The following is a 13,411-nucleotide window of genomic DNA, read 5'->3' as shown; positions in this document are numbered from 1 at the left end:
CGCGGGCCGCCCCCCGGGGCACGCTCCTACCGTTCCTCCGGTCCGCCCACCGGGTCCCTCAGCCGCTCCGAGATCCGGGCGCGCTGTTCCGCGGTCGTCGGCATGTCGACCCGATCGTGGTAGTACCAACGGCTCAGCAGGGAGCGGAGCCGGGCCCGGCGCGGCGCCCCGGCGTCCGGCGCGGCGAGCGGCCGGGGAACGTCCCGCACCAGTGCCCGGTAGCGCCGGGCGGCGTCGAGCGGCCGACGGCGTTCGCCGAGCGCACCGTAGACGTTCTGCTCGACCGCCCCCGTCTCCCGCCCCTCCTCCATGAGTTGGCGCTCGCGCGCCTGCAGGGCGAGGCAGACGCGCTTGGTGACGAGGTGGGCGAGCACCGGCCCGACGACCAGCGCGATCCGGAGGATCCACGTCAGCGCTTCCACCGAGACGCCGAAGACGAGGGCCGTGACGTCGTTGCCGCCCGCCAGCAGCAGCACCGCGTAGAAGACGACGGCCCCCACGCCCAGGCCGGTGCGCGTGGGGCGGTCCCGCGGCCGGTCGCACAGGTGGTGTTCCATGTCGTCGCCCGTGACCCACTTCTCGAAGGCCGGGTAGAGGTAGAGCGCCAGGAAGAACAGGCCGGGCAGCAGCACCGCGGGAACGAGCACGTTCCACATGAGCGTGTGCCCCGCCACCTCGTTCTGCCACGGGGGCATGAGGCGCAGCGCGCCTTCCAGGAACCCGACGTACCAGTCGGGCTGCGAGTCGAGGGATACCTGGTCCGCCCGGTAGGGGCCGTAGCTCCAGACCGGGTTGATCTGGGCGGTGGCGCCGAGCAGGGCCGTGACGCCGGCGACCATCAGGCTCAGCCCCGCCGACTTCGCGGCGAAGTGCGGAACCATCGGCTGCCCCACCACGTTGCGGTTGGTCCTGCCGGGGGCCGACCACTGGGTGTGCTTCAGGTAGACGACCATCACCAGATGGAACAGCACCAGGCCGATGAGGAGGGCGGGGACGAAGAGGACGTGGACGACGTAGAGGCGCGGGAGAATGGCATGACCGGGGAAAGAGCCGCCCCACAGGAAATGGCTCAGGTACGTGCCCACCACGGGAAGGGAGGTCACGATGGTGTTCGCGGTGCGCATGCCCGTTCCGGACAGCAGGTCGTCGGGCAGGGAATAGCCGCAGAAACCCTCCAGGAGGGCGAGGAGGAACAGCGTCACGCCCACCGTCCAGTTGACCTCCCGGGGCCGGCGGAACGCGCCGGTGAAGAACACCCGGAGCATGTGCACGCCCAGGGCCGCGACGAAGAGCAGGGCCGCCCAGTGGTGCATCTGCCGGATCAGCAGTCCGCTCCGCACGTCGAAGCTGATGTGCAGGGTCGAGGCGTACGCCTGGGAGACCGTCAGGCCGCGCAGGGGTCCGTAGGAACCGAGGTAGGGCCCCGATTTCATGCTGGGATCGAAGAACAACGTCAGGAAGCTGCCGGTAAGGACCAGGACGACCAAGCTGTACAGCGCCAGTTCGCCCAGGAGGAACGACCAGTGGTCCGGGAACGCCTTGCGCATCATCCCCCCGGCCGCCTCCGACAGGGGTGTCCGGCGGTCGACCGCGACGTACCCCTCCCGGACGATCCGGCGTGCCCTCTCCTTGAGCACGCGTCTGCGGCGGGGGAACAGAAGCACCGGTCAACTCCTCTTCGGCTCGCGGGTGGCACACCGAGAAGCGCGCCCAAGACACACCGCGCCACTGCGCACTATGGAGGGCCGCCCGGCACGTACCACCGCATTACGCGGATCAGGGGCACGGCGCAGGTGCGAGGAGCGGTGTTCCCGCGGCCGGAGGGCGGGGGCACGGGAACACCGGTGGCACCGTGCGCGCAGGGTGATCCCTCCGGCGGGATGCGGCGGCCGGCTCGTGGCGGGAGCGGAAGTGGGAGTATGGAGAACGTGGGCGTCCCCGGTCGGGGCCGCCCGAGCGAGAGGAGGGCTCGTCCATGTCCGACTCCGATTTCTACCGCCGTGACCGGCCCGAGAACCCCGAGCTTCCCGAGGACCGGCCCCGTGGGGGCGGGCCGGAAGATCCGTCCCGCAGGCACCGGTCCCCATGGATATGGATCATCGTGGTGGTGATCATCGTGCTGGTGGTCGCCATCGTGGTGCCGCTGATCTGAGCCGGGGCGGGGGTCCGCGCCGCGGTTCCCCCGTGGTCGTGCGAGATCGCCCCCGGTGCCGGTCGCCGCTCCCACCGGCGGCCTTCACGGCCCGACGGAGGAGTTCGGGGCGGGGTGCCCCCCCGGTCCTCGATTCAGTCAGCGGCCGAGGGCTTCGCGCAGTTGTTGCTTGTTCATGGACGAACGGCCTTCGATGTGCTTCTTCTTCGCCTCCTCGTACAACTGATCGCGGGTGGGGCCCTGGGAACCGCTGTGGGAGCGTTCCCCGCCGCGTTGGGAGGCGGATTTCGGGTCCCGGGTGGAGGTCCTGCTCGACGTGCGGGACTCGCCCGACCTGGCGCGTTCCTTGTTCACCACACGGGCGGCGAGTTCTTTCGCCCGCTCCTTCGAAGCTCCGCGCTTTTCGGCGCTCTCCTTGACGTGCTCGTACTGACGCTCACGCTTCTTGCTCGATCCGGCCGGCATGGCAGCTCCTGGAATTGATCGCGGCACGGAATCCGGCCGCATCGACGGGAAGGGAAACTCCTTCCCATTGCACGCGGGATGCATGGCTCCCGCCACAGGAAATCGGGCCCGGCACAGGGAAATCGTTGGGCCGATCACGTGGTGGCGGAAGCCCGGTACCGAATCGCGGACACGCCCGGTCCACCCTGCGATCCCCGGCACCGATGCCCCCGTCCACACCGCGCCAATTCCCCAGGAAAGAACTAGTTTTGATAGAGAGAGCGAAATCCCCCATCGGAGGAGTCGTAATGACTCACGGAAGCAGTGAGGACAGGATCAGGAGCAAGGCGAAAGAAGCCGTGGGCAAGTTGACGGGCGACCGGCGCGGGGAGGCCGAGGGCCGGGTCGAGCAGGCCGGGGGCGAGGCGGGGAAGCAGACGAGCGGCGGCCACGACCGCACTCCGCCGCAGGTACCGCCCGCCGGATGACCACGACCGTCTTTCCGTCACACGACCGGAGGCGGTCGGCGGACGGGAGAACCGCCTGACGAGGCCCGTACGGTCCCTGGGGGCGCGGGCCGTTCGCCGCTTCGGGGAACGAGCCCGCTTCGTGCTGTACGGGGGCCGGCAGAAGCTCCGCAAAATGCGCGGCGGACCGCTCGGCGATGTCCACGGCGAGAAAACGGTCCCGTCGCGGTGCGATTCCTGCTCGACACCCACGAGAGGGTGAATCACCCATGACCGAAGGAAACAAACTGTTGCTCGCCGCAGCGGTGGCGGGCGGTTACGTCCTGGGGCGTACCAAGAAAGGTCGCCTCGCCCTCACCGCGGCGTCCTACCTGGCCGGCCGTCGGCTCGGGATCGACCCACGGAGTCTGGTGACCCAGGGCGCGAAAAAGCTCGGGGAAATTCCGCAGGTCGCGGATCTGGGCGACCAGCTGCGTGGGGAGCTGATGACGGCCGGTCGCAACGCCGTCTCCGCCGCTGCCGACCGCCGGCTCTCCGCACTCGCCGATTCCGTACGCGAACGGACCCTCCGGCTGGAGAGCGCCGACGACGAAGAGGGGGACGAAGAGGAAGAAGGGGAGGAATACGCGTCGGAGGAGGACGAGGAATCGGAGGACGAAGGGAAGAAGTCGCGCAGCCGCAGTTCGCGCGGTACCGCGGGGCAGCCCAGGAGCCGCGCTCCGAAGAAGTCCTCCGGTCGCGCCGGAGAAGGGGACGCCAAGAAGACGGGCGAGCGCAAGCGGGGAACGGCAAAGAAAACAGCGCCTTCCGGGAAGCCCCCGGCGAAGGGGAGAGCCGCCGGGAAGTCCGCCCCGCGGAAGAAGGCCGCTTCCACCGGGAAGAAGGCACCGTCCCGCGCCGAGCACCAAAGGTGACCAGTCATGACACAACAGCAGCAGGAGACCTCGGAATCGGGGCTCGACCGGCTCCGCGACGAGCTGACGGAGTACCTGGCGGCTCGGGTCGGAGATCTGGCGGAGCGGGCGAGCGACAAGCTGTTCGACGTGACGGACCAGTTGACCGACGTCGCGAACAACGGTGGACCGCTCTCCCAGGTGGGAGCGGGCCTTCTCAGCGGCGACTCGCCCGTCAAGGCGGCGTTGTCCGGCACGGTGAAGGGCGTCAAGAACAAGCTTCTGGACAAGGTGAAGGGCTCCTCCGGCGGCAGTGGGAGCGGGTCGGGTGACCGGAAGGTCACCAACATGATCGAAGTGATCGACGTGGGTGTTCCCCTGCGCACGGCCTACGACCACTGGACTCAGTACGAAGAGTTCAGCAAATTCACCAAGGGCGTGCGCAGCGTCTCGGCGTCCGACGAGACGACGAGTGACTGGAAGGTCAAGGTGGGTCCCTCGGCCCGGGGCTGGAAGGCGACCGTCCGGGAACAGGTGCCCGATGAACGCATCGTCTGGAATTCCGAGGGGGCCAAGGGCTCGACGCGAGGTGTCGTGAGTTTCCACGAGCTCTCCCCCAGTCTGACCCGCATCGTGCTGGTCGTGGAGTACTACGCGTCCGGGCTGTTCGAGAAGACGGGAAATCTCTGGCGCGCGCAGGGCCGACGGCTGCGGCTGGACCTCAAGCACTTCCAGCGCTACGTCAGCCTCACCGACAAGGAGCCCGAGGGCTGGCGGGGCGAGATCCGGGACGGCGAGGTCGTACGGACCCACGAAGAGGCCGTCGAGGACGAGGAATCCCAGGAAGACGAGGAGGAATCCGGGGAGCCGGACGAGGAGGGCGAAGAGGACGAGGAGGACGAGGAGGACGAGGAGGACGAAGAAGGGCCGGAGGCGGATGAGGAATGGGAGGACGACTCCGAGGAAGAGGAGGAAGAGGAGGAATGAGTCGCCGGTCCGCGCGGTGAGGGGCGGCGGCTGCCGGTTCCGGTCGGCCGCCCCGGGGGGCTCATTCGGGGGGAGGCAGCAGGGGTCCGAGCGGGCCGAGGTCCAGGTTGAGATCGCCCAGCGAGAGGTCGTACCGGGCGCAGAGTTCGTTCATGCGGTCGTGCAGGATCATCAGTGTCATCCCCAGCCGTTCCTCCTGCTCCTCCGTGAGGCCCCCTGCCTCGACCCTGCGCAGGGCCTGTCGTTCCATGAGCTGTCGCAGCAACTCGACGATGGTGAGAACGAGTTTGATGAGGTCGCGTTCCACCGTGTCGGGGTCCGCGATCACCCTGCGGGCCGGTGGCCGGGAGCGGTTCGGGGCGCCCTCCCCCGTGACGGGCAGGGACGTGACGGGCAGGGACCGGAGTGCGCGGTCGGCGGCTTCGGTGATCTCGTCGAGGCGGCTGCGGGGCCGGTGCTCCTCACCGGTCATCGTCGTCTCCTACGGGTGCGGTCGGGTGTTCCACGGTGCGGGGTTCTGCTCGCTGATGGAAACCATCAGGGTGCGCAGGGATATGCGTACGAGGTCGATGTCGGCGATCGACAGCACGATGTCCCCGGTGAGGACGGCGCCTCCGCCGAGCAGCCGGTCCAGCAGGTCGATGAGTGCCACCTGTCGGTCGGGAAGCGGTTCCTCGGGAAGCGGCTGCCGACCGGCAGGGTCCGACGGGCCGTCCACGGACCTCACGGCGCCTTCCCCCCGTCCTCCGGGGTGTCGGGGACCCGGTCCACCGGGGTCTCGGGGTCCCGGTCCTCCGGGGTGTCGGGGGCGACGAACGAGTAGGGGGCCCACGGGCCCGTGATCTCGATGCGCACGCCCGCGAGTCCGTCCGCCGCGCGTGCGACGCCGGCCCGGAATTCCTCGGTGTGCCGCAGCGGGACCAGGTAGGCGTCGTTGGTGACGTTCTCCCCCGTCCGGGGCGCGATGCCGCCCTGCTGCGGGCGGTGTCTGACGCGGCCGACCGCGTAGGGCCGGGCGGCGGACTCGATGCGTTCGGCCGCTTGTCCGGCGTGGCGGTAGGTGGTCTCGCGGGCGGCTCGCTGGGTCCTGCGACGGTTCAGATAGGCCCGCCCGGGGCTCGGTTCCCCGGCAGGCGGCGGGCCGGCGGGGGCCTGGGCGGCGGGTTCGTCGACGAAGACCTTAACGCCCCATTCGGCGCGGGAGGCCAGTTCGTCGAGCCGGGAGCCGAACGCGTCGCGCCGGCCCTCCAGCATGGAGCGCACGCGCTCGTCGTCCAGGTACACCGTCACCAGGCGGAGCGGCAGGACGGTCGTGCGTTCCGCGAGCGCCTCGACCACGCGGTGGTGGGCGCGGGCGGTGGCTTCCAGCCAGTCCAGGTCCTCCAGGTGCGAGCGCAGGGCGTCCTCCCCGAACTCGCTTGCGGGGACCGGGCTCACGGCGGCCGCCGGGCCGTCGCGGCCTTCCGAACGCACCAGGTGGACCGGTGCCCCGGACACGCCGGACAGGCCCGTCAGCACTTCTTCCAGCTCCGGGGCGTCCCGCACGACCGCGTACGCGTAGCTGACGACGGCGGTCATGGCTCGTCCCGTTCGTCGGCCGGGGCGTCCCGTTCGACGTGGGAGGGCGCCTCAGCGGGCTCCGCACGCCCGTCCGTCAGTGCCCCCGTGTCCCGGCGCAGTGCCTCGACCTCGGCGCGCAGGCGCCGGTTCTCCTCGGTGAGCGAGCGGTACCCGTCGTGGGCGCGCGAGGACAACGACGGGTCGTGCTCCCACCAGTCGATGCCCATCTCCTTGGCCTTGTCCACCGAGGCGACCAGCAGGCGCAGTTTGATGGTGAGCAGTTCGATGTCCAGGAGGTTGATGCGGATGTCGCCCGCGATGACGATGCCCTTGTCCAGGACCCGTTCCAGTATGTCGGCGAGGTTGGCCGAGGACTGCTGACTGTAGGGGCCGGCCCGGGACGGCAGGTCTCCCAGCCTCCTGGCAACGGGTTCGCTCACGGTCGCCGCACCTCGATTCCCTGGTTCTCCGGCGCGTCGGCGAACGTGCCGGGCCGTGTTCCCGCCGGACGGTGGGGGCCGCGGTCAGCCGGTGCTCCCTTGGGTACGGGCCCTGATCTCGTCCAGCCGGTCCAGCAGTTCGTCCTCACGCCGGTCGAAGGTCTCCTCATCTATCTCTCCCGACAGGAGCTGTCGTTCGAGCCCGGCGAGTTCGCGCTCGACCGGGCCGGGGTCGTAGTACTCGTTCTCCGCCGCCTCGACGACGCGCTCCATCACCCATACCGCTCCGCGCACGGGCGCCAGCGGAAGGAGGGCGAGTTCGGTGAACAGTCCCATCGCGTCTCCTGGACGAAGCGGGGGGCGGCTAGACGAAGCTGTAGGGGGCCAGTGGGCCGCGCAGCCGCAGCTCGTGGTCGGGGCCGAGTTCCTCCACGAGACCCTGCTCGGCGGCGCGGAAGGGTTTCTCGTCGTCCCGGGCCACCAGGAAGGACACATTGAGGAAGTCGTCGCCCGTCGGCTGCGCCACGTGGTGCTCCCGTGCGAAGCCGCTCAGTGCCTCCACGATCGCGTCGGCCGTCCGGCTCTGTCTGGCCTGCACCTCCTTGGCCACCAACTCCCCCAGCGCGAGAGGAAGTTGAGGGCTTGCGTGGCCGCTCCTGATCTCTTCGTTGAGTCTGCGCGCCTGCTCGGACTCCTGGAGGATCCGGCGCAGCAGTGCGTCCTCGTCCTGGGCGGCCTTCAGGTTGTACTCGACGCATCCCTCCAGGGCCCGGAGGCGTTCGAGGAGCTGCTCGGCACGTTCCTCCAGCACCGCTCGCACCGCGTCGTCGTCCGTCGTGGTGAAGCCGAACTGCAGCGGGAGAACCGTGCCCTCGGCCATCAGGTGCTCCTGGACCGTCTGGTGGGCGGCGAGGTCGCGGCGTTTGGGCCGCAGCCCCTCCGGGGCGTCGCTGACGACGGCGGACAGCTCCGCTCCGTGCACGGTGCGGAGCGTGGTGGGCGGATCCCCCACCCCCACCAGGTCGTTCAGGCGTTGTGGATGCGTCCTGGCGACGATGGCGTAGACGTACACGGCCATGGCTCACTCCTTCCGGCGCCGGGCGGCGGGCCTACGTCGCGGCCGTTCCTGTCGCTCCTCGACTTCCTCGGCCTCCTCCTCGTCCTCCTCGCCCCCGCTTCCCTTGAGGGCGTCGCTCAGGACTTCGGCCGCTCCGCTCAGGGCGCCCTTCGCCTTGCCGTGGGAGCCGCCCTCGGTCACTTCTCCGACCAGGTCGGTCAGCTGGGAGGGTGCCTTGCGCCCCGATTCCAGATCCAGGCGGTTGCACGCCTCCGCGAAGCGCAGGTAGGTGTCCACACTGGCCACGACGACACGGGCGTCGATCTTGAGGATCTCGATGCCCACCAGGGAGACCCGTACGAAGACGTCGATGACGAGGCCGCGGTCGAGGATCAGATCGAGGATGTCGTAGAGATTGCCAGAGCCTCCTCCTCCCGTGGCGACCGGTCCTCCGCCTTGCGGCACCACAGTCATGGGGTGCCTCCCTTCAGTGGCTCGCCCCGGTCCGGGTACGGCCGTCTCGTCCTTCCTTCGCGTGCCGGCGGCGTCCGGTCTTCAGCCGTTGCGGTCCACCTGTGCCCGCGTGTAACGGCGGGTGCGTTCGTACGACACCAGCTCGCCTTCCTCGTCCAGCAGCACCCGGTAGCTCGCCATGATGCTCGTGGTGCTGGGGACGCGTTCCAGTTCCAGGACTTCTATGTCCGCCTGCCAGCCGTCGTCGGTCGGTCTGACCGCCGACACCGATTCCGGGGCCCTGCCCAGCAGGCCCCGCAGCTGTTCGGCCGCTCGTCGCATGGCCTGTGGTGCGGAGACCCCGTGGGCGGTGTGTCCGGCTTCGCCACTTCGGCCTTCGGCGGACCCGCCGCCGCTCCTCCTGCCCGTCTTCCTGCCGGAGGGGCGCCGGGTGCGTCCGGTCTCGTCTTCTTCGGCTGCGGCCATGTTTACTCTCCGAAAGCGGAGACGACATGTTTGCCTTGGAGTGTCCGCGCTGCGACGCGAGGCACTATTTCATGGTATCGGCCTTTTGCCGGAGTCTCGCTCGCAGACGGCCCCGGACTCGGGACCTACCGCACCGGGCGGCGGCCCGCTCACCCGCGGGTGATGTCGATGCACTCGTGGACGGTGGCGCGCAGATCGCCCGTGCGGCACAGCAGCTCGCGCTGGGTCCGGGCGCCCGTCCCCCGGGCCAGGAGGGACCTCAGCGCTCCTTCGACCCGGTCCAGGTCCCCGTGGTCGTCCAGGGCCTCGCGGACGTGCTCCAGCAGGGCGTCCACCACTTCCGGGGCGGGCCGGGGCCGCATGGTGCGGGGGTGGAGCAGAGTGTTCTCCAGCCCCCACCGGCCGGCCTGCCAGGCGGCCATCCGCAACACCCCCGCACCGAACCGGGCCGGGGGTTCACCGGCCCGCCACTGCCGGGCCGCCGTCTCCACCAGGCCGCGGACCAGGGAGGCGAGCAGGGCCGTGTCCGCCGGATCGAGGCAGACGTCGGCCACCCTGATCTCGACCGTGGGGTAGCGGTGCGACAGCCGGGCGTCGAAGTAGACCATCCCCTTGTCCCGCAGCACCCCGGTGTCGAGCAGTTCCCGCACGTGCGCGTGGTAGCGCTCGGCGGTCCCGAACGGCTCCACCGGACCGGCCGACGGCCAGCGGTCCCAGACCCTGCTCCGGTAGCTGCTGTACAAGCTGTCGCGGCCCTGCCAGAAGGGCGAGTTGGCGCTCAGCGCCAGCAGGACGGACAGCCACGGCCGTGCCCGGTCCAGTACGCCGATTCCTTCGTCGTCCGAGGCCACGGACACATGAACATGACATCCACAGGTCAGCTGCTCCTGCGCGGTCAGGCCGAATCTCCGTTCCAGCCACTGGTACCGCTCGTCCCGGCCGATCGACGGACTGACGGGCAGCGGCGAGGTGGCCAGCGCGACCACGGCCGCACCCGAGTCCGCGGCGTGTTCGGCGGCCTCCGCACGGCAGCGGAGGATCTCCTCCGCCAAGTCGTGCATCGAGGTCTGCGGCGTCGTGGCGAATTCCAGCTGCTGGCGGTGGAGCTCGGACTCGAAGACGGAATTTCCCCGGGCCCGGCAGTCCGCCCTGGCCAGCACCGCCGTCGACAGGGCTTGGGGCTCGCCCTTCTCCGCGTCCACGAGAAGGAGTTCTTCCTCGACACCCACGGTCCGCACGACGCCGTACCTCCGCTCGCAGACGCCTTCTCCCAGCATCCACCGGTATCACCCCCGTCGCCTCCCCGGCCGGTGCCCGTCGCGGGCGCCGCCCTCAGGCGGCCACCGGCTCGAAGGGAAGGAATTCGTCGGTGCCGGGCTGCACCACCCCGTAGCTGCTCTCCGGCACCTCGTTCCAGAGTCCGGGCAGGTCCCCCAGGGGCTCCGAAACCACCAGGCGGGTCTCGTCGGACACACCCCCGAGAACCTCCAGGTCGGGGTGGAGCGCTCGCACACTGTCCACCCGGCTGCTGTAGAAGAGCGACCTGGAGGCGTGGCTGCTGGAATAACGGAAGGTCCACAACCGCTCCCCGTCGGCCACCGCCACCGTCATCTGGAGCGGATGCTCCACCCCCGCCCGCCGGCCGACCCGCTCGACGAAGCCCGCCATGCGGGCCACGGCCCCGGGCGCGTCCTGGTCCAGGCCGAACGTGACGGCCAGGTAGAACATCACTTCCGAGTCGGTGGAGCCTTCCAGCTCGGAGAAGAGCGAGGGGTCGACGGCGAGGGCGAGTTCCCTGCGCAGCCTGGGAAAGTCGGTGATCGCGCCGTTGTGCATCCACATCCAGCGGCCGTGCCGGAAGGGATGGCAGTTGGTCTGCTGGACGGCCGTTCCCGTCGAGGCCCGCACATGGGCGAAGAACAGCGGCGAGCGCACATGCGCGGCGATCTCGCGGAGGTTGCGGTTGTTCCAGGCCGGACCGGTGTCGCGGATCACCGCGGGCGTCTCGACGTGGGGCCCGTACCAGCCGATGCCGAATCCGTCGCCGTTGGTCGTCTCGACGCCCATGCGTGCGTGCAGGCTCTGGTCGATGAGGGAGTGCTCCGGCTTGTACAGCAGGTCACCGAGCAGCACGGACTGTCCCGAGTAGGCGAGCCATCGGCACATGAGCGGCCCCTTCCCCCGCGCGGACGAATGGTTCCGGCGCATTGCCGCCCCCCTGTTCACGGTACCGAGAGCTGCCGGGGCCCGCTCGCGCGTCCCCGGGCAGCGGTCGGGAGGGCGGCCGCCCGGGGTGCGGGGGAGGTCTCCGCCCCGGACGCGGCCGCCCGGGGGCTCGTCGAGGGGGAGGGCGCCGGGGGAACGGGACCGCCCACCCCCACCGGCCGCCCCGGCCCCGGGGCGGCCGGGTGTCAGTCGGCCGGAGGTTCGTACAGCGGCAGGAAGTTGATGACCGGTTCCTCGTAGGGGTGGACCCGGCGGACCGCCCGCTGGACGGCGCGGGCCCGGTCCTCGTGGCAGACCGACTCGATCCGGCACTCCGCGCCCCGCTGCACGACGCCGGCCTCGCCGTCGTAGGGCCGCGAGCCGGGCAGCGGCAGCCAGGTGCCGGTGACCTGCCAGGCACTGGCGCACCGGGCGTACTCCCCGACCTGTCCCGCACCGGCCTCGTGGAGGGCGTCGATCACCTGCTCCACATGACTCTCCGGGACTGATATCTCGATCTTCAGACGCACCATGCCGGGACCTTAACAACACCGCCCGGTGGCCCGGTCAGTCGGCGATCCGGTCCGATTCGAGCAGGGTCCCCTCGTAGGCGAGCCACTGGGCGAAGGCGTGCAGTCCACGCGCCGGGTCCGTCGCGGGTGCCCAGCCGGGCGGCCGTGCGATGTCGGCCGGGACGTGCCGGCCGGGGTCGCCGTCCGGTGCCGTGCGCACCGGCACGGGCCGCACGGCCTCGTGCACGGCGCGGGCCAACTCGGCCGTCGTGCACGGCTTCTCGGCCGCGACCACGAGGTCGTGGTTCTCCGGCCGGTCGCGCAGGACCGTCCCGATCGCGTCGGCGAGGTCGTTGACGTACACGGGATGCACCGGGGCGTCCGGGTCGCCCACGACCGTCACGGGCCGGCTGCGCAGCGCGTCCCACACCATGCGGCCGATGAGGGTGTGGCGCGAGCAGCCCGGACCGTAGACCTCTCCCACGCCCAGCGTGTACGGGACGGGGTCGCCGTGCGGACGGATCGTCACCTCGGGCTCGGAGCCGTGGAGCCGGGTCAGGTCGATCACGGCGGCGGAGAGCTCCGGCCGGTCGGCCAGTCGGCGCACGAGGTGTTCGCCGAGGGGGGTCGCCGCCCCGCGCCAGACGGGGCCGTCCGGCCGCCGTGGGCGGTGCGGGCGTGGTGTGCGCTGTTCGGCGGCGGCTTCGCGTCCGGCCCGCAGCGCCCGGTGCGCCACTTCGGCCAGGGGCTCGCGACGGCGCGCGATCAACTCCTCCGTACCGGCGTTGCTGATGCCGCCGGGGCCGATCGTCGCGACGGCCTCCGCGTACGCCTCCGATGCCGCGGGCGGTACGGCGAGTCCGGTGCGGCCCGCCTCGAACCCCATGGCCAGGGCCGTCAGCCAGGTTCCCCGTACGTCCGCCCCGGTCGCGCCGGTGCCGGGCGGGCGCAGCAGCGCGGCGGGGAGCCCGGCGCCCCGGAGGTACTGCTCCGCGTCGAGGTGCAGCCAGCGTTGCGGGCCGGGGCCCGGGACCCGTACCGCGCACTGTGCGACGCCGTGCTTGAAGAACGGCAGCACCGTCAGTCCGGTGAGGGTCCGGCCCTCCTCCCCCGGCCGGTCCCCCGGCAGGAAGCAGACCGAACGGCGCGGGCCGCGGAAGGCGTTGCCGGAGATGGAGCCGCGGTCGTCGTGCTCGACGAGGTTGGGCACGGCGACATGGCGCGGAACACTGTTGTCACTTAAGTAACGGTGCATCAGAATGTCGTCGGGCCAGCCACCGAGGCGTTGCCTGCCGTACGTGACGAAGCCCTCGGCGACCCGGCGCGGCAGGACGATCGCCACGCACGGGAAGTACTCGTTGACGGCGCCGACCCAGCGGGCGCCGGCCATCGCCCCGAACCTCACGGCCGCCCCGTTGCGGGAGTCCCACAGGGCGAACAGGGCCAGTGCCGCGTCGGGAAACTCCTCGATCGCGTGCCGGACCCGTTCGAAGAAGGATTCGGACAACAACATGTCGTCCTGGACCACCAGTTGATGTGTGGCCCCGTCCTCGATCTCCGACCACGCGGCGAGTGCGGTGCGCAGCACCGAGGGGGTGCCCGTGGGGTCGGGGTCCATGACCACCCGCAGCAGCCCGGACGGCGCGTTCAGAGCCATTTCCTCGGCTGCCGCGCGGCGTCTGGGGTGGGTCATGACCACCGCGCTGAGCCGTTGACGCGTCATACGTCCTCCCTCTCTCCACATCCGCCCGGCGG

18 protein-coding genes are annotated in these 13,411 nt (G+C 70.7%); 4 read left to right on the top strand and 14 right to left on the bottom strand.

The features are described 5' to 3' along the window. Positions 1–26: 26 nt before the first annotated feature. Entirely contained in the window at positions 27–1,550 is a 1,524-nt protein-coding gene (locus tag ACFYW1_RS14120) for a cytochrome bc complex cytochrome b subunit (RefSeq protein WP_388991431.1), read from the bottom strand. A 425-nt stretch (positions 1,551–1,975) separates the two neighbouring features. Here ACFYW1_RS14120 and ACFYW1_RS14115 point away from each other — a divergent pair, with 425 nt between their 5' ends. Beyond that, positions 1,976–2,152: a hypothetical protein gene (locus tag ACFYW1_RS14115; RefSeq protein WP_388991322.1), complete on the top strand. Its 177-nt coding sequence runs from the start codon at positions 1,976–1,978 to the stop codon at positions 2,150–2,152. A gap of 138 nt (positions 2,153–2,290) precedes the next feature. On the opposite strand, the gene ACFYW1_RS14110 is transcribed toward ACFYW1_RS14115, so the two are convergent. Beyond that, positions 2,291–2,617: a plasmid stabilization protein gene (locus ACFYW1_RS14110; protein ID WP_388991320.1), complete on the bottom strand. Its 327-nt coding sequence runs from the start codon at positions 2,615–2,617 to the stop codon at positions 2,291–2,293. Between the two features lie 287 nt (positions 2,618–2,904). On the opposite strand from ACFYW1_RS14110, the gene ACFYW1_RS14105 reads away from it, so the two are divergent. The 3 genes from ACFYW1_RS14105 to ACFYW1_RS14095 all read left to right on the top strand — a co-directional run bounded on the left by ACFYW1_RS14105 (position 2,905) and on the right by ACFYW1_RS14095 (position 4,943). Continuing rightward, a complete protein-coding gene (locus tag ACFYW1_RS14105; protein WP_388991318.1) occupies positions 2,905–3,084 on the top strand; it encodes a CsbD family protein in 180 nt (59 codons plus the stop codon). Between the two features lie 248 nt (positions 3,085–3,332). After that, positions 3,333–3,977 carry a histone protein gene (locus tag ACFYW1_RS14100; RefSeq protein ID WP_388991316.1) on the top strand — a complete coding sequence of 215 codons (645 nt, stop codon included), beginning with the start codon at positions 3,333–3,335 and terminating at the stop codon, positions 3,975–3,977. Positions 3,978–3,983: 6 nt separating this feature from the next. Further along, on the top strand, positions 3,984–4,943 hold the full coding sequence (locus tag ACFYW1_RS14095; protein ID WP_388991314.1) for an SRPBCC family protein: 960 nt from the start codon (positions 3,984–3,986) through the stop codon (positions 4,941–4,943). 61 nt (positions 4,944–5,004) lie between these two features. Here ACFYW1_RS14095 and ACFYW1_RS14090 read toward each other — a convergent pair whose 3' ends face one another. From ACFYW1_RS14090 to ACFYW1_RS14035, 12 genes are all read right to left on the bottom strand, one after another. Continuing rightward, positions 5,005–5,415 (bottom strand): gas vesicle protein K, encoded by a 411-nt coding sequence (locus ACFYW1_RS14090; RefSeq protein WP_388991312.1) that lies wholly within the window; start codon positions 5,413–5,415, stop codon positions 5,005–5,007. A 9-nt stretch (positions 5,416–5,424) separates the two neighbouring features. Continuing rightward, complete coding sequence (locus tag ACFYW1_RS14085) at positions 5,425–5,661, bottom strand: gas vesicle protein (RefSeq protein ID WP_388991429.1); 237 nt, start codon at positions 5,659–5,661, stop codon at positions 5,425–5,427. A gap of 5 nt (positions 5,662–5,666) precedes the next feature. Beyond that, positions 5,667–6,521, bottom strand: a complete 855-nt coding sequence (locus ACFYW1_RS14080; protein WP_388991309.1) for a GvpL/GvpF family gas vesicle protein — start codon at positions 6,519–6,521, stop codon at positions 5,667–5,669. After that, on the bottom strand, positions 6,518–6,943 hold the full coding sequence (gvpJ, locus tag ACFYW1_RS14075; protein ID WP_388991307.1) for a gas vesicle protein GvpJ: 426 nt from the start codon (positions 6,941–6,943) through the stop codon (positions 6,518–6,520). The genes ACFYW1_RS14080 and gvpJ overlap by 4 nt, the downstream gene beginning before the upstream one ends. A gap of 84 nt (positions 6,944–7,027) precedes the next feature. Further along, positions 7,028–7,279 (bottom strand): gas vesicle protein GvpG, encoded by a 252-nt coding sequence (locus ACFYW1_RS14070; RefSeq protein ID WP_388991305.1) that lies wholly within the window; start codon positions 7,277–7,279, stop codon positions 7,028–7,030. 28 nt (positions 7,280–7,307) lie between these two features. Beyond that, positions 7,308–8,021, bottom strand: coding sequence for a GvpL/GvpF family gas vesicle protein (locus ACFYW1_RS14065; RefSeq protein WP_388991303.1), 714 nt, complete (start codon positions 8,019–8,021; stop codon positions 7,308–7,310). Between the two features lie 3 nt (positions 8,022–8,024). Beyond that, positions 8,025–8,474, bottom strand: a complete 450-nt coding sequence (locus ACFYW1_RS14060; protein ID WP_388991301.1) for a gas vesicle structural protein GvpA — start codon at positions 8,472–8,474, stop codon at positions 8,025–8,027. An 81-nt stretch (positions 8,475–8,555) separates the two neighbouring features. Further along, positions 8,556–8,939 (bottom strand): gas vesicle protein, encoded by a 384-nt coding sequence (locus ACFYW1_RS14055; RefSeq protein WP_388991299.1) that lies wholly within the window; start codon positions 8,937–8,939, stop codon positions 8,556–8,558. A gap of 149 nt (positions 8,940–9,088) precedes the next feature. Beyond that, complete coding sequence (locus tag ACFYW1_RS14050) at positions 9,089–10,216, bottom strand: glutamate--cysteine ligase (protein ID WP_388991297.1); 1,128 nt, start codon at positions 10,214–10,216, stop codon at positions 9,089–9,091. Positions 10,217–10,271: 55 nt separating this feature from the next. After that, on the bottom strand, positions 10,272–11,105 hold the full coding sequence (locus ACFYW1_RS14045) for a class II glutamine amidotransferase (protein WP_388991295.1): 834 nt from the start codon (positions 11,103–11,105) through the stop codon (positions 10,272–10,274). 245 nt (positions 11,106–11,350) lie between these two features. Next, complete coding sequence (locus tag ACFYW1_RS14040) at positions 11,351–11,677, bottom strand: hypothetical protein (RefSeq protein ID WP_388991293.1); 327 nt, start codon at positions 11,675–11,677, stop codon at positions 11,351–11,353. A gap of 34 nt (positions 11,678–11,711) precedes the next feature. Continuing rightward, complete coding sequence (locus tag ACFYW1_RS14035; RefSeq protein ID WP_388991291.1) at positions 11,712–13,379, bottom strand: hypothetical protein; 1,668 nt, start codon at positions 13,377–13,379, stop codon at positions 11,712–11,714. Between the last annotated feature and the right edge of the window lie 32 nt (positions 13,380–13,411).

It is taken from the genome of Streptomyces sp. NPDC002669 (assembly GCF_042889165.1).
Taxonomy (GTDB): domain Bacteria; phylum Actinomycetota; class Actinomycetes; order Streptomycetales; family Streptomycetaceae; genus Streptomyces.
This window is presented reverse-complemented; position numbering and strand designations above follow the sequence as displayed.